This window comes from Pseudobdellovibrionaceae bacterium, from assembly GCA_020635075.1.
Taxonomy (GTDB): Bacteria; Bdellovibrionota; Bdellovibrionia; order Bdellovibrionales; family UBA1609; genus JADZEO01.
On the sequence record JACKAM010000002.1, the window covers coordinates 765,883 to 785,801 of the forward strand.

Genomic DNA, 19,919 nt, shown 5'->3' on the forward strand with positions numbered 1-19,919 from the left:
GCGTCTGACTCGTTGCCCGAAATCAAGTCAATGACCAGAGAAGGGTGCCTCCGCCCACCAGAAACAGGTAGTAGCTAAAGATCTCCAGTCGCCCTTTGCTGATAAAGCGTAGAACCAGATGCAACCCCAAAAGACCGGACACAAAGGCCATCCCAAAACCTATTGCCAATGGACCCCAAACGTCGCTCGCCACAGGCCCCAGGTCTTTAAGCTCGAGAATCGCCGCACCCAGAATAGCCGGGACAGCCAACATAAAGCTAAATCCCGCTGCCACGTTCCCCTTAAGCCCAGCCAAAATTCCAGAGGCAATTGTAGACCCTGACCGACTAATTCCGGGGGCAATGGCCATCCCTTGGAAAACTCCGACCGTAATCGCCTGAGCCCACGTCATAGTTGAAACTTCGTCCATGTGTGTGAGGCTATCGGCCTGAACACGATATTGTTTGCGTCGAGTCAAAAGGAGAAGGCCTGCGGTACACAACAGAAAAAACCCCACCGCTGGGAGGTTGGAAAACAGAGCCTCAAACTGGCTTTTCAGGCTTAAGCCGATCAGTGCCGTGGGGATAGTGCCGACCACCACCAACAGGCACACGCGAAGTGAAGTGTTCATCTTTCTTTCTGCAACTCCCTTGAGAGCATTGGTGCCGATATCCCAAAATAGTTTTCGATAAATTATTAGTACCGAAAACAGGGTTCCCAAATGGGCTGCAACATCAAAGGCCAAATCGTGCTCTTGAATGCCCAGGAGTTTTTGCAATAAAACCAAGTGGCCAGAACTGGAGACCGGCAGAAACTCAGTAAGTCCTTGAAGAATTCCCAATATGATGGCGTCCAACCAGCTCACCCTTGCCCTCCGATGTAAAAAACGCGTCGCCTAAAACAATATTTTGACCGGCCTGAAGAGTCAAAGTTCTCATTCCCCCCGAAAGCGGACCTTGCCATTTGATTTCCACCCTCCCCACTGGCAAGGCCCCCGTACGCAAAGGGGTGAACCCGTGGGAGCGACCGTTGATCTCCACCTCAATCCACTTACTCGTTTGAATAAATAATTCTCCCCACCTCTGTTCTCTCGCTTCCACCGCTGGTATTTGGCTAAGAGTCAAAGCTAGTAGAGCGACCCATAAACTGGCCAACCTGGAATACCCGAACCCGGAAAGGCTGTCAGAGGATGGATATTGACTCAGTGATTGGGTCTGCACTCGCCGCTGCCCTAGTAGACGTCCAACTCTTGAGCCAAGAGAATTCTGTGCCCATGTTCGTTCTCGAAACGAGAACCAACTTCTTCTCGCTGGATCAGGCCGGCACCACTGCTGGACAGCTCGGCGCAGATCGACTGCCCACCATCGAGAGCCAATCATTTCTCGCAACAGAACGCCGAGGGAATATAGGTCACTACTCGCCGTTGCCCACCCCCCGGCAACGACCTCTGGCGCAACGTAAGGGTAAGTCCCCACGCGCTCGATGACATTGGCCAATCCATAGTCAATCAGCCTTATTCGGCCGTTAACATCGATGAGGATGTTGCCAGGACTCAGGTCCCCATGGCACAGGCCAGAGGCAGAGAGGCTTTGCAGCCCAATTTGGATCTGCCGGACGATTTCTCCCGCCTCGCCGAGCTCAATGGGCCCAGAGCTCAGCAAATCTCGCAGCGAAACTGAATCTGTGAACTCAAATGTAAGAAGCGGGGTCTGTTGCCAAAAGTCCCAGGCAAGAAGGGGCGCCACGTGTACGCATTGCACCGCGCGTAAACTCCCCAATTGTTGTCTCGTATTCTGGTCCGAATTCCGAGACTTGAGAATTTTGAGTACCACCAGATCCTGAAAGAAGCCGTCTTTGTCGGTTCTTAAGGCTTTGAAAACCCTCGAATTTGTGCCCTCGCCAATGAGATCCAGCAACTCATAGTTAAATGCTTGTCCAATTAATTCCCTCTCCATAAATGTCGATGGTTCAATAAGCCTGCCAACTCGAAGGGATTGGATTGATAAAATCATCTGACAGGGATCGTGGCGAATATCGTGGAGACTCCTCGATCGGAATGACATAGTTACGACGGTCAATTTCACGGGCAACCGCCGCTGAACAATCTGCAGGGAGGCTTTTTAGGTCGCGGGCACGCATCAGTCTCTTAAGCGGTGTCAACCGCAGAGACTGCTGACTGCAATCATAGCCCTTGCCGCGCCCGATTTCATAACAGGCCACCGCCAGGCGGTTAAGTCTCATTTCCCTCTGACAAACCAGACTCAAAACCTCTGAGTCATCAGCTACGCTGAATGCACCGGAGATACTCAGAAAAAGAAGAGTAAAAACAACGCCCATCCCTCACTCCAACCGTGAAAACAAATCTTCAAGGAAGGGACCCAGAAGAAGCATTAGGTAGGCCGGAAATTGAAACAGCAGAACCGGGATGAGAGCTACAAAAGGCAAGGTTTGCAGCTGCAGTTCAACTTGATCCTGAGAAACCTGAATGAGTTCCTCCTCAAGACATTTGACATCTTCCAGGATGGCCTCGCCATTGAGGCCACGATGAACCACCTCAATCACCATTTGTCGCCAGACTGTCCAAAATTCGTGGTTCTTAAGCTGCTTCACCCCCCTCGCCGCTCTACCGGCAAGCCAAAATTCAACCAAAAGTGACATCTCGTCCGTGGGATTTTCATCCAAAAAGGAGGTCAAAATTGACCGAACGGACTTTCCGTTCTCCAATCCCAATCGCAAATCCAATAGCAATTTCAAAGGGGGGGCTAAACCTTCCACCTAATCCCTCTTCCTAGCCGCATCAACAAACCAAGGCCCAACAAAAAGAGTACTGCGGAACCCGCCAACCAAAACAACCCTGGCTTTGAACCGTCTCGAACTAAAACAAAAACCAGCATCGCAAGATACAGGCCTGTCAAAATCCAGGCCTGTATCCTCATTTGAAACAAAACTTGTCCGGACCTACGTCGGAATCCGACCTCAACGGACAACTTACGTCGCAGGTTTTTTAATCTGCGGATCGAGTGATGTGATTCGTGTATGGCTATTTGCAATTCGCGTATCACTTCCGACATTTTTCCCCCATTCTGATTGCTATTGGTGTGTTGCAAAAAAACAACAGACGCGCGAATCTGGGCGATCTTTGCGCGCGCGAACCCCTCTTCTTCCTGCTCCAAAACCTCCAGTGCAGATCGCAATGATGAACCCGCTCTCATGCGCGCGAGCAGGCGATCCAAATATGTCACCCACTGCTCCCGAAAGCCGCTCTCTCTCTGTAAAACAAGCGATTCGCAACAAACATGAAAACCACCAATCAAAAGCCAAACACATATCCATCTCCACATCTCCGACGTCATTGGCGCGATCGTAATTGCGAAAATAACGGCAAAAAGTGCGGTGCCAATTTTTGTCAGTTTTGATTGTTGGACGATTTGAACTTGATCCCAATATTCCAATATCCGAAATGCGATCAACATTACGGACAATGCTTGTATGAAGTGAAAAACAAGGTTTATGAAATTCATCGCAAAAGATATTTGCAAAAAAAAAGCTCAAGCTCTTTTTTTTTATTGACGATAGATGTCACGTATGTAGACTTTTAAGTGTTACCAACAAAGGTATACAACAAAGTAAACTCATCCTAGGAGGAGACGAATGGCAAAGAAGAGAAAAAAGGCAGCTAAGAAGACTGCTAAGAAAGCGACTAAGAAACGTCGTAAAGCTACTCGTAAAAAAGCAGCTAAGAAAACAACTAAGAAGAAGAGAAAAGCCACTCGCAAGAAGGCAGCTGCTAAGCCTGCTAAGAAGCGTCGTAGAAAGGCCGCTAAGAAAGCTACTGCTAAAAAAGCGACCAAGAAGCGTCGTAAGAAGTAATAGATCCGATTGTGATATCGAAGCCCTTGGGTGCACCCAGGGGCTTTTTTTTGCCCAAAATGTCTGACTGAAGTCCTGCTAAATCTGATTTTCCGCAAAAATTGAGGACAATAAATTAGAAAAAGTAGGTGTATCCCAGTGAGCCAGTCGGCCCGAGAACAAAGTCCTCTACATCCACCAAAAGGTTAAATTCGGCATACAGAGTGGATCCAGCCCACTCCCCGCTCAACTGCAAGTACTGCATGCCAAGCGATGGAAACACCAACAACTCAGAAAATCTCCCTTCACGCTTTTCCTTTCCACTTAGGAAGCGCTTCGCCAAAAAGCCTGGAGTTGTTCCGTCAATGGCGCCATCTCCTTCGCCTGTGGTGTACCAGCGGGCCACTCCAGCTGATATGTATGGAAGAAACCACTTTCCTGGAATAAATTTGCGCAGCTGCAAGGCAAACGTCTGGAAGCCTGAGCCCAGTCCGACACCTGCCTGTAAACTGATATCGGAGGCGAAATTAAGCTCCAGGTGAGTTCCCATCACCCCCCAAGGACCAGCACCGGCGAGACCCAGGCCCACCTTGCGCTTACGGCGAAACTCCAAACCATCAGAGGCAGCAGCGGCTGAATATGTCGACTGATTTACAGCCACACCATTATCCTCCACCAAAACGGCGGCACCAACAGAACCCCCAGAAACAACCCCGCTAAGCAGTAGTGATAAGCATAGAATTCGCTTCACCCTGTCCCCCGTTTAAAACAGTTTCGCCTTGATTCCTTCTTCCTGAAGGAACTTCTTGATCGCCTTTTTGTCCAAATCATCCAGTCGCCATATAAGATCTTTCATCAGCTTCAGGGTTTTTTCCCCGTCACTTGTACGCAGCTGCTGGGTGAAATAAGCCATGTCGTCCGACAAGGTCACCAGATTCTTGACCAACTTTTCCGCATCCTTGTTGCGCGTTGCCTTATCGAGCATTTTCAGCGTGGCATTGAGGTTGGTGACCAATCGATTCATCATTTCAATTGTCTCAATAACCGACCCTTCATTTTTTTCGACAAATTCGATGACCTTTCCCGCCAGTCCGTAACTCTGGGAAATAAGCTGGTCAATTCTCGGTGGGTCCTCGCCGCGCACCAGATCCCCCGGCTGCAGTTCTGATTTGTCGCTAGACCCCGGAGTGATTTCAATAAATTTTTCGCCAATCACTCCCGCCAGATTGATAAAGAATTTGGAGTCCTCACGAACGGTTTTCCATGCGCCCGGATCTACGGTGATTTTAACCTTTAGTTTTACTTCCTCGCCATCTGGCATTTTAAGGTCTGGATCAAAATCAATAGACTTCACCTTTCCAACTTTGATGCCCATGACACGCACCGGAGATCCAACTTCAATCCCGCCCGCAAAATTATAGGCAATGGTCAACTGATTCGATGAGGCAAAGGGGTTAAAGGCACCGAGAAAATAAGCGAAGGCAACGACCATCGCTATGGCAACCAAAAAAAGAATTCCTACTTTGGTTTCAGCTTTCATTCCCACCTTCCCTAATAAAAATGAGTGAACAACCAAGAGAGCACAAAATCAATGATAATAATGGACACTGAGGTCGACACCACACTATTGGTGGTCGCCAACCCCACACCCTCAGCGCCCGCCCGACAACGAAAACCGTAAAAGCAGCTAAATAGTGGGATTACAGCACCAAAGCAGGCGCCCTTGATCGATGAAAACACCAAATCTTGGAATTCAACAAATGTGCGCATGGAGACCAAAAAACTCCCAGTCGAGTAACCCAGCGATATCTGACTGACCATCATGGCACAGTAAAGACAGACCAGGTTGGCAACAATGCTGAGAAGAAACCCACCCAGCACACAGGCCACAAAGCGCGGCACAACCAGAAATCTCACCGGGTCCATCCCCAGCATGCGAAGGGCATCGATTTGTTCCGTCACCTGCATACTGCCCACTTCAGCGGCCAGACCGGCACCCACACGGGAAGTGACTAATAATGCCGATACCACGGCACCTAGCTCACGAAGAATCAGTAAGGATGCAAATCCCGGCACAAGAGCATCGTTTTTGATCACCATCTTCATGTGAAATGACGCCTCAATGATGGTCACTACCGCCGCAAAACTCACACAAAAGACCACAATGGGCGCACTCTCATAGGCAACAAAGACGAATTGACGCAGGATATCTTTTGGCCGGTACGGCGGCGAGATCGTGCGCACCAGAGTGTGAGCCAACAGAGTTAAAAACTCCATTGTTCCCATAAATCCCCTGTTCACTAATACCGCCATTTAGCTTCCCACCATAAGTTCTAGGGCCACTTCTCCCAAATAGCTGGTAAGCCAATCCATCATGACAATTCCAACCATGGTTGCCACCGCAGTATTGACCACGGAGCGGCCCACGCCTTTCGCCCCGCCCGTCGTGGTGTATCCCTTGTAGGTGCAGATCGAAGCCAGCACGAGTGCAAAGGCAAAGCACTTCACCAGGCCACTAAGAATGGACGGCAAAGAGACGATGGTGGGAATATGGCGCAAATACTCTTCCGGATTAATTCCAGAAAACATCATTCCCATTAGGAGGCCTCCGGCCACTGACATCACCAAACCCACGGCGAGAAGAAAAAAACTGGAAACGACGATGCCAATGTAGCGTGGGAAAATAATTTCGCGCAGCGGGTTGGCCCCTAGACAGCGAATAGCATCAATTTGCTCGGTGACCCGCATGGTGCCAAGCTCTGCCGAAGTGAAGGCTCCAACTTTTCCACTCAGCATGAAGGCAATGAGAAGAGGTCCCACCTCACGGATGGTTCCACTTGTGGCCAACCCACCCAAAAATCCCAGGGCACCAAATTCCTTCACCTGCAAAGTAAATTGAACAGTCATGATGGCGCCGACAAAAAAACCCGCCAAGGCCGTAGTGCTAAAGCTTTGCTGAGTCACCTTCCAAATCTGTTCCGCAATGATATCATAGCGCCATGAGCTACCAATGCCCGCCCGAAAAACGTCGCGAAGAAACAAGATTCCTCCGCCGATATCGTCAATGACCCGCATCAGCTTGTGCAAGCTCTAGCGCCTCCTGTAGGAAGTCCCTTACCAATGGATGATCTGACTTCTTGAGCTCATCCGGCGTTCCCTGAGTCACAATTTTTCCTTGATCCAAAACAATGATCTTATCCGCGATTGCCAGGGCACAATGCATATCATGACTAACGACCAACGAAGTAGTGTGCAGAGTGCGACTCAAATTTTGAATAAGGTTGTTAATTGTGTTGGTGGTGACCGGATCAAGCCCCGTGGTTGGCTCGTCAAACAATAGAATCTGAGGATCAATGGCCACTGTTCTTGCCAAGCTGACTCGCTTTTGCATTCCGTAGCTCAGACTGGGCGGCATACGGTCTTCCACGTCCGGTAGGTTGACCAAGGACAATACCCTTTTGACCCGTTTGTGGATTTCGTCTTCGGGTAGGCTGTAGTGACGTCGCAAACCAAAGGCAACATTCTCAAACACGCTCAGGGAATCAAACAGTGCCGGATGTTGAAAGACCATGCCACACTTTTTGCGCACAGGTAGGTATTCCTCCTCGCTCAAATGCGTGACCTCATCGTCGTCGATAAAGATTTCACCCGAGGTCGGCCGTAAAAGTCCGACAATATTCTTCAGCAACACCGACTTTCCAGTTCCTGAAGTTCCCAATATGAACAAAATTTCCCCAGCTTCAACTTCAAAGCTGATGCCATTGAGAACAGTTCGCTCGCCGAACCTTTTGACCACATTTTGAAAACGAATCATGGGGATGCCGTCAGGGGTCCTTGTAGTTTGCCGTTAATAAACTGGTGTACTCTTTTGTCTTGGTGGGCTTTAGTTTCGCTCACCGAACCCGTAATAATCAAGCCTCCGTCAACCACCATGCCAATTCGGTCGGCCATTTGATAGGCGCGGTTCATATCATTCGTAATGGCGATCACCGTCGAGTTTTTTTCTTTTTGTAAACGAATAATCAATTCGATGATGCGCTTACTGGTGATCGGATCGAGGCCAGCCGTTGGGTCGTCATAAAAGATGATTTCCGGGTCCAGGGCCAACGCTCGGGCTATTCCTAGGCGCTTTTGCATCCCTCCGCTGATCTCGTCAGGGAAGAGGTTTTTGGCGTGAGGAATGCCGACTTCTTCGAGGAAATAGTCTATCCGTTGCTGAATCTCCTTGTCCGCCATGTGAGAAACCTCTTTAAGCGGAAAGGCAATATTGTCCGCGCAGGTTAAGGAATCAAACAGAGCATTTTTTTGGAACAACATTCCCATCCGATGCATGATCTCGGTGCGCTCATCAAAGCTGGCGGTGTAGAGGTTTTTGCCCTCAACAATGACTTCACCAGCTGTGGGTTCAAGAATCCCAGCCATCATTTTCAGCAACACCGATTTGCCCTGGCCGCTTGGGCCCACCAGAACAAACACCTCGCCTTTGGCCAGGGACAATTGAATCCCCGAAAGAAGGTTTTCTCCCGCAAACGAAATTCCCAAATCTTTGAGCTCGATGAGTGATGACACTTTGCCGCAAAAGCTTGAAATTAAAGCTTCTCTCTCCCCCGTTTCCCTGATTGTGGCACTCTCCCTGGTACCATGCAAACTTCCGTCTAGGTGCGACCGCCCACACGCATCATTTCATAGGCCGCAAAGTCGACCTATATATATAGATTGATTGCACATCCGGGCCTCTCTGCTATAAACCCTTTCTAAACACTCGAATTTCTTAAAAATCATTGCTGAAAAGATGGGTTTTGCACCGGAAAGGGCACTGATATGGCACACCAAAGAAAAAAGATCACTGTTGTGGGAGCTGGTTTTGTTGGCTCGACTTGCGCTCATTGGGCCGCGACTAAAGAACTGGGAGATGTGGTTTTAGTCGACATCAATGATGGCGCGGCAAAAGGGAAGGCTCTCGACTTATTTGAAGCCTCGCCCGTTGAAGGATTTGACTCCAAGGTTACTGGAACTGGGGATTACAAAGACACCGCTGGTTCAGATGTGGTCATCATCACGGCAGGACTACCCCGTAAACCCGGCATGAGCCGCGATGATTTGTTGGCCACCAATGCCAAAATCATGAAGTCCGTTTGTGAGGGTATCAAAGAGTACTCTCCCAATGCTGTCGTGATTGTTGTTAGTAACCCGCTGGATGCCATGGCTAAAGTCGCCATGGACACCTTGGGATTTCCTCGCGAGCGCGTGATCGGCATGGCCGGTGTATTGGATAGCGCCCGTATGCGATCTTTTATAGCCGAGGAACTTAATGTCAGCGTTAAGGATGTTCAGGCATTTGTTCTGGGCGGCCACGGAGATACGATGGTTCCCATGCCTCGCCACTGTTCTGTGGGCGGAATTCCCCTGACTGAAATTCTTCCCAAAGATCGCGTTGACGCCATCTCTGATCGCACTCGCAAGGGCGGAGCAGAAATTGTTGGCTTGCTCAAAACTGGTTCAGCTTACTACGCACCCTCTGCTAGTGCCGTGGAAATGGCCGAAGCTATTCTCAAAGATCAAAAGCGCATTCTCCCCTGTGCAGCTTACCTGCAGGGCGAATATGGCATGAAGGACCTCTTCATTGGCGTATTGTGCAAGCTGGGTGGAAATGGCCTTGAAAAGGTCATGGAAATTGAGCTGAATCAAGAGGAGCGCGCAGGACTGGAAAATTCAGCCAAAGCCGTGCGCGAGCTGGTTGAGGCCATGAGCAAGATTGAATACTGATTGATCGACGGATTGCCTGAAGGAGAACAGGAATGAATATACATGAGTACCAGGCCAAAGAAGTGTTGCGGGCCTATGGCGTCGCCACTCTCAAAGGAACGATGGCGACCAACACTGAGGATGCTGTCAAAGCGGCTAAAGATATGGGCGGAAGTATTTGGGTGGTCAAGGCCCAGATCCATGCTGGCGGAAGGGGAAAAGGCGGCGGTGTTAAACTGGCCAAATCCCTGGACGAGGTTAAAGATCTGTCTGGAAACATCCTGGGCATGAACCTGGTGACCCATCAAACCGGTCCGGAAGGAAAAACCGTTAAGCGGATTTTTATTGAGCAGGGCTGCAATATTCAAAAGGAATATTATGTTGCTGCCCTCCTCGATCGCGCCACGAGCCGAGTCACAATGATGGCGAGTGCCGAAGGCGGCATGGATATCGAAGAGGTTGCAGAGAAGACTCCCGAGAAAATCTTCCGCGTGGTGATTGACCCCGCGGTCGGCATGATGCCTTTTCAGGCTCGCCAATTGGCTTTTAGCATCGGCATGAAGGACAAGGTGGCTGGCAAGGCCGCCAAGGCCCTCCTTGGACTCTATCAGGCATTTGTTGCCAGTGACTGCTCTCTGGCTGAGATCAATCCTTTGGTTGAAACCAAGGAAGGCGAAGTGATCGCACTTGATGCCAAGATGAATTTTGATTCCAACTCACTCTATCGCCAACCTCAAATCATGGAATACCGTGATCTGGATGAAGAGGAACCCTCTGAGATTGAGGCCAGCAAGTATGATCTGGCCTTTATCAAGCTCGATGGCGACATCGGCTGCTTGGTCAACGGTGCTGGATTGGCGATGGCCACCATGGACATCATTAAGCTTCACGGTGGAAGCCCAGCCAACTTCCTGGATGTGGGCGGCGGCGCCAACAAGGAAAAAGTCACCAATGCATTTAAGCTTATTCTCACCGACCCCAATGTGAAGGGGATTTTGGTCAATATCTTCGGCGGCATCATGAAGTGTGACATCATCGCCGAGGGCGTGATTGCGGCAACTAAGGAGCTCGGCTTGAAAGTTCCCCTGGTTGTTCGCCTCCAGGGCACCAATGTCGACATTGGTAAAAAATTGTTGGCTGATAGCGGGCTGAACATTATCCCGGCAGACGATCTTTCCGATGCTGCTCAAAAAATTGTCTCTGCTGTGAAAGGGGGCCGGTAATGGCAATTATGGTGAACAAAGATACAAAGGTCATTTGCCAGGGCTTCACCGGAGCTCAGGGCACTTTTCATTCCGAGCAGGCCATTGCCTATGGAACCAAAATGGTAGGCGGAGTGACTCCTGGCAAGGGCGGCACCACCCATCTTGGCCTGCCGGTTTTTAATACGGTTGTTGAGGCAAAGGAAAAGACCGGCGCCAACGCCGCTGCCATTTACGTGCCTCCACCATTTGCAGCCGATGCAATTATGGAAGCGGTAGACGCCGAATTGGATTTGGCGGTTTGTATCACCGAGGGGATTCCGGTTCTCGACATGGTGAAGGTCAAACGCTACATGGAAGGCAAGAAAACACGCCTGGTGGGACCCAACTGTCCTGGAGTCATCACGCCCGGGCAATGTAAGATTGGGATTATGCCCGGACACATTCATAAGCCTGGCAATATTGGAGTGCTTTCCCGCTCGGGAACTCTCACCTACGAGGCCGTTTGGCAGTTGTCCCAACTGGGCCTCGGCCAAAGCAGTTGTGTGGGAATTGGTGGTGACCCGGTGAACGGCACCAACTTTATTGATGTGCTGGAAATGTTTAATGCTGATTCGGACACTCAGGCTGTGATCATGATTGGTGAAATTGGCGGAACGGCTGAGGAAGAAGCCGCTGAGTACATCAAGCGCGAGTTTAAGAAGCCCGTGACCTGTTTCATTGCCGGTGCCACTGCCCCGAAGGGTAAGCGCATGGGCCATGCAGGCGCCATTATTAGCGGCGGCAAAGGAACTGCTGAAGCTAAGTTTGAGGCTCTTGGTTCCGCTGGCTGCCACATTGCCCGTAGCCCCGCTGAACTCGGAATCACACTGAAGAATAGCTTGAAATAAATTCCTTTGACCCATTGTGGGGCTCTTTTTATAAGGAGCCCGTTGCTAAATTGAGGAGAACAAAATGGCGAAAGAACTGACTTTTAGTATTATTAAGCCCAATGCGGTCAAAAAGAATGTCATTGGCCCAATTATTCACAAGTTCGAAGAGAATGGACTTAAGATTGCCGCTGCGAAAATGGTGACTCTTGAGCGCTCCAAATGTGAACAGTTTTATGCTGAACACAAAGAGCGTCCCTTTTTCGGTGAGCTGGTTGATTTCATGACTTCAGGACCCATTGTTTTGATGGCACTTTGCGGTGACAATGCTATTGAGAAGAATCGGGAAGTCATGGGTGCTACTGATCCGGCTAAAGCCGCACCAGGCACCATCCGCGCCCTGTTTGGGGACAATGTTGGCGAAAACGCTGTTCACGGTAGTGACAGCCCGGCAAGCGCTGAGCGCGAGCTGGCGCTCTTTTTTGAGAAGAGCGAGTTCGTTAACGCCTAGTATTTTGCAACCTTCACATGATTGATGGTGGTGAGCCGGAGTCGGTTAGTCCTCTCCGGCTCATTTTTTTTTGGGAAAATTTTTTCTGTTCCCAGCCCTGTCTCCCTTTCAATACCTGGTTTTTTTTCCCCGCCGGCAAGCTACCTGGACTCTTCCTAGGCAGACGATAGATTGGCGGCACATAGGTTTCATTCTAAAAACTTGGGGGGATATTATGATCAAGAACTTGATCACGCTTTGCGCATTGGCCCTTGTGGCCACCGTTACCGTTCCATCTTTTGCCGATGTGGCCCGGCCTCGTCCGCCACGTCCTGATTTGGATTACCGCGTGGATCGCCTGGAGCGCGAGTCTGCAGAAATTAGAAGAACTCTTCAGCAAATTCTCTATCGCCTGGACGAGTTGGAGAACCATGGCCCCGTACCGCCACCCGTGCCTGGCAACGAACTTGTTCATAGCTGCTTGGTTGTTGACAGTGGGTATAACAAGACCTTTTTGGGTCAGGCCAAGAGCCAGCTGGATGCAGAATATGAGGCTCGTCAGTCTTGTCAAAAGAGCGTGAGCGCCAGCTATTGTGCCGGAAACGCCATGCTCAAGTGTGACACCAACAAGGATGCCTACCAGGTGGAAAAGTATGTGTGTGTCCTGACTGATTCGGGCTACAACAAGACATTTCGCGGGGAAGGTTTAACTTCGGTGGCCGCCGAAGCCAATGCCAAGATTAATTGTCAGAAGTCGGTAAGCGCTTCCTATTGTGGAAAAGTTGAGCCCCGCTGCGAACCGGTTTACTACTAAGACTCAACTTGTTTGATGATCTTAGACCTCGGCGGGGGCTTAAAGAGGCCCCCGTCTTGTCACTGGACGGCTTGAAGCTCTGTGCGTAGGGCGCGCACCGTTTGCCTCAGATCTTGCAGGGCCCTGAGAACACTCTCTTTATCGTGGTAATCGACACGAAAGACCTTTTCTGAGGAGTCTACCACCACGTCTGAAGTCCTTTTCGAAAATTCGCGGACTGTTATCCACTCGTTCTGACCAAAGACTGCTTTTGAATCAAATCCGTACCAGTCACTAGATTTGCGACAGAAAAGAAGTATGGGGCCAGCCTTGTACATCAGAGACATAGCTCGATCAAAACCCCGCTTGCCGACAACGGATCGTTTATGGTCAAAGTTGGCAATCTTCTCAAATGCCCGCCGAGAAGTGTTCCAAACTTCTGTGGCAGAAGTGCAGACCATGGCGTCGGTCATCTGGTAGCCCCACGTGACGAAATCCTGTATGGGCTGCTGGTCTTCGTACAGGTTGGCCAGCGGCGCTAGGAATTGATCCATTTGGCTTTTGATGTTTTCTTCATAGCTCTCAATGGCCCGATCCAAATCCCTGAGCACATCGAGCTTGCCGATGGTTAGGCCCTTTAGATCTGTTTCTGCCTGGTAAACCAGCGTGCCGAGAATGAGAAACTGCAGCAGCTCCGCACTTTCCTCATTAGCCCCGACCTTGTGACTAATCTCGTGGGCCAAGAGTGCTGCCAATTGAGCCGGAGCACTACCCGTTGTGAGCTTTTGACTGAGACGTTGTTCACTGAGGCAAACCTGATTCGGGCCCACGCCGTAAATGCTGGCGTCGACTTCACGTCCTTGGGAGTCCAGGCAGGCACGAGCTTTACTGTAGACATAGCGAACTTCTTTGTATGCAGTAAAAATCGTTCGACCTGTCCGGGAAAACAGGGTGTCCCGAAGAAGGCGAATTCTTTTTTGATAATCTTCTACCTGTCCGCTTTCGCCTTGAACACTCATGAAATTCAAATTGATTTCCGTACGATTAAGAATAAGGGGGAGTTCCCGATGAGCAGCCTCAACATGGTAGCGAAGCTCTTCGGCCGAAATGCCCTGGGATCCGGAGATCAAATTGCCTCCGCCACTATCCACGCCACCGATGGTTCGCAGGACCTTTCCTTTTTCCGCCGTCTGGATGAGAGTCATGATCTTGCCCATGCCGCTATCTTTTTTGGGAGCGACCCGCGTTTCCGCCGTCGCAGTTGGCGAAAAAAAGACGGCCGCTGCCACAAAAAGGCAGGCAAGTAGCTGATAGGATGGAAAAAACTGGGTCTTTGCTTTCATTTCAAATCTCCTTGTAGGGTTGAGCAAACACCAGGCCATCTTAGGCGCATTGCGTTAATAAGATAGGATTTGTTAATTAATTTTTGACGTTTAAATTAACATTTTTGTTAAGTTCATGTATCCTATTGAAATGTCAGTATTTTCTTCTCTTGATTACAAGACCATTGTCCGTGAATTCATCCAAAAGCAGCCTAAAAAGGGTCGTGGGATGAGTCGCCGAATCGCTCATCATCTCCGTATCCATCCTGCCATGGTCAGCCAGATCTTCTCCGGTGATCGCGATCTCACGCCCGAGCAGGCAATTGAACTGGCTAGCTTTATGGGATTGGCAGAGTTGGAAAGCGACTATTTCCTTCTATTGGTGCAGTTTTCCCGAGCTGGCACCCACCGACTTAAGGAAAACCTGAGGAAGCAAATCAAAGCCTTGCAGGAAAATGCCCAGGACCTGAGAAACCGCCTACCAAAGGATGTGGAGCTCACAGAGGAGGACAAGGCTCAGTTCTACTCGGCCTGGCACTTCAGCGGTGTTCGTCTCGCCTCTTCCCTCCAGCGCCTGACCAACCCTCAGGAAATCGCCGACCAGCTGGGAATCTCTGTGTCCCTCGCGGCCCGCACCCTGGAGTTTCTTCTTACAACTGGCCTCTGCCTACGAGTCGAGGATGGGGGCCTGGAGCTTGGGCCCTCTAGAACCCACCTTGAATCCTCCTCCCCTCTGATTCAGCATCATCATCGCAACTGGAGACTCAAGGCATTCCAGGGAATGGAGTCGGAAGACAATCGAAACCTCTTCTACTCAGGGCCCATGTCAATGTCCCACGAAGCATATGACACCGTTCGTGAGTTGCTTGTCGAACTTCTGTCACAGGTAAGAAATCAGGCGGAGAAGTCCCAGGCAGAGACTCTGGCCTGCCTCAACCTGGACCTGTTCAGGTTTGGTAAAAGCTGAAGCCCCGCGCCAACAGCAAGGACCTTGCCCCCCAAGGTTTTGCTGTTCCTCCTGATTTTTGCTACCTTCGTTCTATGTTGAAAATCTTCGCCATCATATTGATAGCGGCTCTCGGCTCCAGCGGAATAATTGCCTGTACGCCCACCAAGGCCAGCGATTCTCGCCGGGCCGAACTTCATCTCCAATTGGGAACGGCCTATCTCGCCAAAGGTAACTATCCGGCTGCCATGCATGAGTTGCGAGTAGCCGAGAAGTTGGATTCCCGAAACCCAACAATTCACAACAATCTCGGCTTGGCTTATTTTGTCCGGCAGACTTACCCTGAGGCCGAAAGGCATTTGCAGACTGCTTTGGCGCTCAATCCCAGATACACAGATGCACGAAACAATTTGGGCCGCCTATATATTGAAATGAATCTCTTCGATAAGGCCATTGCCAATTTGGAAATAGCCAATAAGGATCTGACCTACCCATATCCTGACAAGACCCTCACCAATCTTGGTATCGCCTATTTTAAGAAAGGCGATTATAAAACTGCCCGTACTCATTTAAAAAAATCCTTGGGAATCAAAAGGCATAATTGTCTCACCTATCACTACTATGGACGTTGCCTTTACGAACTCAATGATTACAGTCTAGCTGCCCAAAGCTTTGACCAGGCCATCTCCCTTTGCAAGGGCTCCAATTTTGATGAACCTCATTACTACGGCGCCCTTAGCTATTTTAAAATGGGTGATAATCCTCGGGCCATTGCCCGGCTGGAGGAGTTATTGGCTCAGTTTCCAGATGGGAAATATATTGGGCAGACGAAATCCATGCTTAAGATGATAAAATAGGAATCAGAATGAAACGGACGGGTGAACGGCTTAAAGCGAGCCGGGAAGAACAAAAATTAACGATCAGCGAGGTGTCGCTGTCGACCAAAATTAATCCTCGGGTCCTTCAGGCAATGGAGGCTGGTCAGCTCGACAAACTTCCCGCAACTTCATTCCTTAAAGGGTTTATTCGTAGTTATGCCGCATTTCTGAAACTAAATGGCGACGAACTGCTGGACCTTTTTTCGGAAGAGCTTGACGAAAAAAAAGCGCAGGAGGAGGTTCTTGCCGACCCGACAGAAGAGACGCCTTTACCTTGGTATCAGTCTGTTCCCCTATTGAAAGACTCGTCGATGACTTCCAAGTCATTGGCCGCTGGGGGAGTCGTTTTACTTATCGTGATTATTCTTGGCATTAAGAATCTGGTTGATAAGTACGAGCGAGAGGGCGACGTTGCTGCCCCTCCAGAAAATATTGAAAGCCTAATCCATGAAGGCGATGGAACTCCAAGCTCTGGAGACAAACTTAAAACGGCAAACAAGGAACCTATCCCACCATCTCCAAAACCGGAATCAAAACCTCAGCCCGCTGTAAACCCAAAACCTGAAGCAAAGCCCGAAACAACAGCTGAAGCCAAGCCTCGGCCGGCACAACCCTCTGAAGTTAAAGTTTCGGAAGAGTCCAAATCAGCTGAAGAGCTGGTGCCAAGGCCCGAGACAAAGCCTGAACCGAAGCCAGTTGCCGAAGTTAAGGAAGAAGATACCGCTCCTGCCTCGCCTCAGGAAATTATCATTGAGGCACTTGATCAGGTCGAGGTGACCTTTCGTATTGACGGCGGTAAATTAGAGAAGATGCTTCTAAAGCCTGATCAGATCCATACGTTTAAAGGTCGCGCCTCGGTGGCCATTGATCTAAGCGATGGCGGTGCAGTCAATGTTATTCACAATGGTGTGGATCGCGGAGTTCCAGGAGATCTGGGTAAACCCAAAAAAGTCAAATATCCATAAACTGAGGTTGCCTTGACTCAGTTCGCCTGGCTGTGGATTGCCACTCTTATTTTAAAACTACTACTGTCGGGCATTCTTCCTCTGGCTCCGGACGAGGCCTACTATTGGGTTTGGAGTCACCATTTCCAGCTGAGCTATTATGATCATCCTCCCTTTGTGGCTTGGCTGTTTGCTATTGCCCAGCCAATGGAGTCGATATTTTCCATAGTTCGCTGGCCAGCGGTTCTCCTGGGTCATCTGGCGTTTTGGTTTTGGCTGCCACTCTTCAGAAATATTCTATCGGGTCGGCAGCTCCTGGTGTGGGCTGCGCTTTGGTTAACCAGCCCGCTGACTGGCCCCGGGTCAATGGTGGTGACACCTGATCTTCCCCTTTTGTTCTTTTGGCCCCTTGCCCTTTGGGCGCTTCTGCGAACCTTGGAGACCAGATCCATCGCCTGGGCTTCTCTCTTAGGACTTGCTCTCGGACTAGGCTTTTGTTCCAAGTACCACATGGGGCTGTTCGGAATACTGGCGATTGCCTGGCTGACCTGGGAGAGAAAATTTTCACGCGATCTCGTTGTTCCGATCCTGGCCTGTGTCGTTTTCTTCTTTATTTTTTCTTCCCCGGTTTGGATTTGGAATGCGCAAAATGACTTTGTCTCCTTCAAGTTTCAGATGAATCACGGCTTGGGGGGAGAATCATGGAAGCCTTTTTGGACTTGGTCTTACGTTCTCGGCCAAATATTGCTCCTGTTTCCTTTGGTGTCGTGGGCGGCCGCAAATGGACTTCGCAAAGAGCCTCTGCCTCTTTGGCTAAAGGTCTTCGCCATAGGTCCTCTGCTATTCTTTTTTGCTACCTCTTTCAAAGGCAAGGTCGAAGCAAATTGGCCGATTGTCGCTTACCCGTTTGTTTTCGCTATCGCCAGCCGGCAACTCGCTCGATGGCAGGTTTGGTCGACCAGCGCCGTATGGATGGGAATCTTTGTAATCTTGGCTGCCGACCTCAGCCTGGGGGTATTGCCGGAGACCAATAATCCGCTAAAAACCAAAGAGATTAGGGAATTTTCTCGCCTGGGCGAAATCACAAGGGACTCCCGCCCCCTTTACGCCCACTCCTATCAAATGGCTTCAAAGATGAGCTTTGATCTAAAGGAGCCCATTTATAAACTCCAGGGCAATGGGCGTCGGGATTTTTTCGACACCCTAGACGCGAGTCGACCTCGAGACTCTTTGTTTTACTTTTTGACCTATGAAAGACACGGCCTACCCCATGGATATGACGGCTACCAAATCGTTACCAGGCAATCTCTCGGATCAGGTTATGAACTCCTGGAAGTGAGGATGGAACAGTGAAGAAGTGGCTTTTCCTGTCTTGTGCAGTGTTGGCCTTTATTACCTACGGACTTATCATCAGTCAGTGGAGTCTGCGCATCGTGCCCGCAGAGCTCTCTCCCGGTAATCCCGAAGGATTTTATGATTATCGTGGGGTAACTAACATTCATAGCAATCTAAGTACAGGAAGCCGTGACCTTGCAGAGGTGATACGCGTGGCGCAGGATTCGGGCTTGGACTTTGTCTTTTTCTCGGATCTTAACACCAGTGAAAAACCTCAATTTCTCGAAGGTTATCACGGTAATCTGCTCGTTTTTATTGACGGAGAATACAGCTACTTGAATTCGCGCGTTCTCAATTATGACTCCTCCGACCCCAGTGATTTAAGTAGCCCTGGGAGGTCGCAATTGTTTTTGGCCGACCAGCTGACCCAAAGCAGCCGAGATTCCTCACTGGGCATTTTTGTTCTTGCCCATCCCTTTAAGCCCAACTTTAGGTGGGAGGGGGAGATTCCTCTCGGATTTGACGGTATTGAAATCATCAACCTTAAGAGTATCTGGCAGCAGTCTTGGCTTGAAACCCGCGCCTCTTTTCTGTGGACGCTGTTCCTATATCCTTTTAACAATCGCCTGGCCCTTATTCGCTTGTTTCAGATTCCAGATGCCGAGCTGGAACTTTGGGACAAACTAAATCAACGAAAAAAGGTCATTGGCTTTGCCGGAACCGACGCCGAGGCCAGAGTTCGGATTTCCCCTGAACGCTTTATTGAATTCCCATCTTACCTCACCTTATTTAGCCTTGTTCGCAATCATGTCTTGTTGCCTTCAGAGTTGACAGGTAATGCCGATGATGATCGGCAGAAACTGGCCGGCGCTATTCGCCGTGGCCAGTTCTACATGAGCCTTGATTCACTCGCTGATCCAAGGGGATTTATTGCCAAAATCGACAACGACAAGACCACTCCGGTCCTAATGGGTGGCTCCATTGACTGGTCGCCCGGACTAAGATTAACAACCGTTCTCCCGCAAAAACCAAACGTCCCGTTTGATGTTATTTATTACCGAAATGGAGAGAAGGTGCTCGTTTCAAACTCCCGCGAAACAAGCCTGGAGATCCCATCGCCCGGAGTCTATCGCGTTATGGTTCGGGTTATTCCCACTTTGCCACTTCCCGATGGAAAAAAGTGGATCCCATGGATCTTTACCAACCCATTTTACATCAACGCCCCTGGGGAATCCGAATAACCATGCCTTGCCGAGGCTCCAGTTGGCAGGCAAGGCGTTCATGTTCGGAATAGCCACGCTCTTCGGCCCTCTCCATCTCTACCTCTGTTCTTGGTGGCTGACCATCAGGCGCCTCCTCCACCACCACCCGGCAAGTGGTGCAACTCCCCATCCCATCACAGGAATGTGACAGATCAATTTTGTTGCCAAGCGCCACATCCAAGACGGTGGAAAAGCCTTTAATTTCAACAACCTTTCCCCCTGGCAGGAAGGTGATGGAGGCTGTTGTTTTTGCGGAGGGTCTTTTGCTGAACATGGTTGAATCGATGTTATTTCTTCGTTAAAAA

Annotated in this window: 24 protein-coding genes; 11 read left to right on the forward strand and 13 right to left on the reverse strand. The window is 49.9% G+C overall.

The features are described 5' to 3' along the window. Positions 1 to 22: 22 nt before the first annotated feature. From H6624_13325 to H6624_13345, 5 genes are read right to left on the reverse strand one after another with little or no spacing between them, the layout of a single operon-like run. Entirely contained in the window at positions 23 to 844 is an 822-nt protein-coding gene (locus H6624_13325) for an undecaprenyl-diphosphate phosphatase (protein ID MCB9085323.1), read from the reverse strand. After that, entirely contained in the window at positions 795 to 1,934 is a 1,140-nt protein-coding gene (locus H6624_13330; protein ID MCB9085324.1) for a protein kinase, read from the reverse strand. Before H6624_13330 ends, H6624_13325 begins: the two co-directional genes overlap by 50 nt. Before the next feature lie 13 nt (positions 1,935 to 1,947). Further along, the gene (locus H6624_13335; protein ID MCB9085325.1) at positions 1,948 to 2,316 is read right to left on the reverse strand and encodes a hypothetical protein; all 369 of its coding nucleotides are present in this window, start codon (positions 2,314 to 2,316) and stop codon (positions 1,948 to 1,950) included. A gap of 3 nt (positions 2,317 to 2,319) precedes the next feature. Beyond that, positions 2,320 to 2,754 carry a hypothetical protein gene (locus H6624_13340; protein ID MCB9085326.1) on the reverse strand — a complete coding sequence of 145 codons (435 nt, stop codon included), beginning with the start codon at positions 2,752 to 2,754 and terminating at the stop codon, positions 2,320 to 2,322. Continuing rightward, the gene (locus H6624_13345) at positions 2,742 to 3,452 is read right to left on the reverse strand and encodes a hypothetical protein (GenBank protein ID MCB9085327.1); all 711 of its coding nucleotides are present in this window, start codon (positions 3,450 to 3,452) and stop codon (positions 2,742 to 2,744) included. The genes H6624_13340 and H6624_13345 overlap by 13 nt, the downstream gene beginning before the upstream one ends. A gap of 178 nt (positions 3,453 to 3,630) precedes the next feature. On the opposite strand from H6624_13345, the gene H6624_13350 reads away from it, so the two are divergent. Beyond that, positions 3,631 to 3,849: a hypothetical protein gene (locus tag H6624_13350; GenBank protein MCB9085328.1), complete on the forward strand. Its 219-nt coding sequence runs from the start codon at positions 3,631 to 3,633 to the stop codon at positions 3,847 to 3,849. A 115-nt stretch (positions 3,850 to 3,964) separates the two neighbouring features. Here the strand turns inward: H6624_13350 and H6624_13355 are convergent, their stop codons facing one another. The 6 genes from H6624_13355 to H6624_13380 are packed head-to-tail and all read right to left on the reverse strand — an operon-like array spanning position 3,965 to position 8,397. Further along, positions 3,965 to 4,579 carry a hypothetical protein gene (locus tag H6624_13355; GenBank protein ID MCB9085329.1) on the reverse strand — a complete coding sequence of 205 codons (615 nt, stop codon included), beginning with the start codon at positions 4,577 to 4,579 and terminating at the stop codon, positions 3,965 to 3,967. A 12-nt stretch (positions 4,580 to 4,591) separates the two neighbouring features. Next, positions 4,592 to 5,368: an MCE family protein gene (locus tag H6624_13360; protein MCB9085330.1), complete on the reverse strand. Its 777-nt coding sequence runs from the start codon at positions 5,366 to 5,368 to the stop codon at positions 4,592 to 4,594. A gap of 11 nt (positions 5,369 to 5,379) precedes the next feature. Continuing rightward, positions 5,380 to 6,105, reverse strand: coding sequence for an ABC transporter permease (locus tag H6624_13365; protein MCB9085331.1), 726 nt, complete (start codon positions 6,103 to 6,105; stop codon positions 5,380 to 5,382). A gap of 36 nt (positions 6,106 to 6,141) precedes the next feature. After that, a complete protein-coding gene (locus H6624_13370) occupies positions 6,142 to 6,903 on the reverse strand; it encodes an ABC transporter permease (GenBank protein ID MCB9085332.1) in 762 nt (253 codons plus the stop codon). Beyond that, positions 6,890 to 7,642 (reverse strand): ABC transporter ATP-binding protein, encoded by a 753-nt coding sequence (locus tag H6624_13375; protein ID MCB9085333.1) that lies wholly within the window; start codon positions 7,640 to 7,642, stop codon positions 6,890 to 6,892. Before H6624_13375 ends, H6624_13370 begins: the two co-directional genes overlap by 14 nt. Continuing rightward, positions 7,639 to 8,397: an ATP-binding cassette domain-containing protein gene (locus H6624_13380; protein ID MCB9085334.1), complete on the reverse strand. Its 759-nt coding sequence runs from the start codon at positions 8,395 to 8,397 to the stop codon at positions 7,639 to 7,641. Before H6624_13380 ends, H6624_13375 begins: the two co-directional genes overlap by 4 nt. Positions 8,398 to 8,649: 252 nt before the next feature. On the opposite strand from H6624_13380, the gene mdh reads away from it, so the two are divergent. From mdh to H6624_13405, 5 genes are all read left to right on the forward strand, one after another. Further along, complete coding sequence (gene mdh, locus H6624_13385; GenBank protein MCB9085335.1) at positions 8,650 to 9,594, forward strand: malate dehydrogenase; 945 nt, start codon at positions 8,650 to 8,652, stop codon at positions 9,592 to 9,594. Positions 9,595 to 9,626: 32 nt separating this feature from the next. After that, on the forward strand, positions 9,627 to 10,796 hold the full coding sequence (gene sucC, locus H6624_13390; protein ID MCB9085336.1) for an ADP-forming succinate--CoA ligase subunit beta: 1,170 nt from the start codon (positions 9,627 to 9,629) through the stop codon (positions 10,794 to 10,796). Beyond that, positions 10,796 to 11,665, forward strand: coding sequence for a succinate--CoA ligase subunit alpha (gene sucD, locus H6624_13395; protein ID MCB9085337.1), 870 nt, complete (start codon positions 10,796 to 10,798; stop codon positions 11,663 to 11,665). The genes sucC and sucD overlap by 1 nt, the downstream gene beginning before the upstream one ends. 64 nt (positions 11,666 to 11,729) lie before the next feature. Beyond that, a complete protein-coding gene (ndk, locus tag H6624_13400; GenBank protein MCB9085338.1) occupies positions 11,730 to 12,155 on the forward strand; it encodes a nucleoside-diphosphate kinase in 426 nt (141 codons plus the stop codon). A 214-nt stretch (positions 12,156 to 12,369) separates the two neighbouring features. Then, positions 12,370 to 12,948, forward strand: a complete 579-nt coding sequence (locus tag H6624_13405; GenBank protein MCB9085339.1) for a hypothetical protein — start codon at positions 12,370 to 12,372, stop codon at positions 12,946 to 12,948. A gap of 59 nt (positions 12,949 to 13,007) precedes the next feature. Here H6624_13405 and H6624_13410 read toward each other — a convergent pair whose 3' ends face one another. Continuing rightward, the gene (locus H6624_13410) at positions 13,008 to 14,270 is read right to left on the reverse strand and encodes a hypothetical protein (GenBank protein ID MCB9085340.1); all 1,263 of its coding nucleotides are present in this window, start codon (positions 14,268 to 14,270) and stop codon (positions 13,008 to 13,010) included. 130 nt (positions 14,271 to 14,400) lie between these two features. Here H6624_13410 and H6624_13415 point away from each other — a divergent pair, with 130 nt between their 5' ends. From H6624_13415 to H6624_13435, 5 genes are all read left to right on the forward strand, one after another. Then, the gene (locus H6624_13415) at positions 14,401 to 15,216 is read left to right on the forward strand and encodes a TIGR02147 family protein (GenBank protein ID MCB9085341.1); all 816 of its coding nucleotides are present in this window, start codon (positions 14,401 to 14,403) and stop codon (positions 15,214 to 15,216) included. Between the two features lie 74 nt (positions 15,217 to 15,290). Beyond that, positions 15,291 to 16,052, forward strand: a complete 762-nt coding sequence (locus H6624_13420; GenBank protein MCB9085342.1) for a tetratricopeptide repeat protein — start codon at positions 15,291 to 15,293, stop codon at positions 16,050 to 16,052. A gap of 8 nt (positions 16,053 to 16,060) precedes the next feature. Next, positions 16,061 to 17,038, forward strand: a complete 978-nt coding sequence (locus H6624_13425) for a helix-turn-helix domain-containing protein (protein ID MCB9085343.1) — start codon at positions 16,061 to 16,063, stop codon at positions 17,036 to 17,038. Between the two features lie 12 nt (positions 17,039 to 17,050). Beyond that, positions 17,051 to 18,370 carry a glycosyltransferase family 39 protein gene (locus H6624_13430; protein MCB9085344.1) on the forward strand — a complete coding sequence of 440 codons (1,320 nt, stop codon included), beginning with the start codon at positions 17,051 to 17,053 and terminating at the stop codon, positions 18,368 to 18,370. Beyond that, the gene (locus H6624_13435) at positions 18,367 to 19,593 is read left to right on the forward strand and encodes a PHP domain-containing protein (GenBank protein MCB9085345.1); all 1,227 of its coding nucleotides are present in this window, start codon (positions 18,367 to 18,369) and stop codon (positions 19,591 to 19,593) included. The genes H6624_13430 and H6624_13435 overlap by 4 nt, the downstream gene beginning before the upstream one ends. Here the strand turns inward: H6624_13435 and H6624_13440 are convergent. Continuing rightward, positions 19,568 to 19,888, reverse strand: coding sequence for a (2Fe-2S)-binding protein (locus H6624_13440; GenBank protein MCB9085346.1), 321 nt, complete (start codon positions 19,886 to 19,888; stop codon positions 19,568 to 19,570). The genes H6624_13435 and H6624_13440 overlap by 26 nt on opposite strands. Positions 19,889 to 19,919: the final 31 nt, after the last annotated feature.

Excerpts from the sequence above, each read along its gene's own strand:
- H6624_13415 (MCB9085341.1), top strand. The coding sequence starts at position 14,401 with ATGTCAGTATTTTCTTCTCTTGATTACAAGACCATTGTCCGTGAATTC.
- mdh (MCB9085335.1), top strand. The coding sequence starts at position 8,650 with ATGGCACACCAAAGAAAAAAGATCACTGTTGTGGGAGCTGGTTTTGTT.
- H6624_13365 (MCB9085331.1), bottom strand. The coding sequence starts at position 6,105 with ATGGAGTTTTTAACTCTGTTGGCTCACACTCTGGTGCGCACGATCTCG.
- H6624_13345 (MCB9085327.1), bottom strand. The coding sequence starts at position 3,452 with ATGTTGATCGCATTTCGGATATTGGAATATTGGGATCAAGTTCAAATC.
- H6624_13375 (MCB9085333.1), bottom strand. The coding sequence starts at position 7,642 with ATGATTCGTTTTCAAAATGTGGTCAAAAGGTTCGGCGAGCGAACTGTT.
- H6624_13370 (MCB9085332.1), bottom strand. The coding sequence starts at position 6,903 with ATGCGGGTCATTGACGATATCGGCGGAGGAATCTTGTTTCTTCGCGAC.
- H6624_13335 (MCB9085325.1), bottom strand. The coding sequence starts at position 2,316 with ATGGGCGTTGTTTTTACTCTTCTTTTTCTGAGTATCTCCGGTGCATTC.
- H6624_13420 (MCB9085342.1), top strand. The coding sequence starts at position 15,291 with ATGTTGAAAATCTTCGCCATCATATTGATAGCGGCTCTCGGCTCCAGC.
- sucC (MCB9085336.1), top strand. The coding sequence starts at position 9,627 with ATGAATATACATGAGTACCAGGCCAAAGAAGTGTTGCGGGCCTATGGC.
- H6624_13440 (MCB9085346.1), bottom strand. The coding sequence starts at position 19,888 with ATGTTCAGCAAAAGACCCTCCGCAAAAACAACAGCCTCCATCACCTTC.
- H6624_13425 (MCB9085343.1), top strand. The coding sequence starts at position 16,061 with ATGAAACGGACGGGTGAACGGCTTAAAGCGAGCCGGGAAGAACAAAAA.
- H6624_13405 (MCB9085339.1), top strand. The coding sequence starts at position 12,370 with ATGATCAAGAACTTGATCACGCTTTGCGCATTGGCCCTTGTGGCCACC.
- ndk (MCB9085338.1), top strand. The coding sequence starts at position 11,730 with ATGGCGAAAGAACTGACTTTTAGTATTATTAAGCCCAATGCGGTCAAA.
- H6624_13330 (MCB9085324.1), bottom strand. The coding sequence starts at position 1,934 with ATGGAGAGGGAATTAATTGGACAAGCATTTAACTATGAGTTGCTGGAT.
- H6624_13410 (MCB9085340.1), bottom strand. The coding sequence starts at position 14,270 with ATGAAAGCAAAGACCCAGTTTTTTCCATCCTATCAGCTACTTGCCTGC.
- H6624_13360 (MCB9085330.1), bottom strand. The coding sequence starts at position 5,368 with ATGAAAGCTGAAACCAAAGTAGGAATTCTTTTTTTGGTTGCCATAGCG.
- sucD (MCB9085337.1), top strand. The coding sequence starts at position 10,796 with ATGGCAATTATGGTGAACAAAGATACAAAGGTCATTTGCCAGGGCTTC.
- H6624_13350 (MCB9085328.1), top strand. The coding sequence starts at position 3,631 with ATGGCAAAGAAGAGAAAAAAGGCAGCTAAGAAGACTGCTAAGAAAGCG.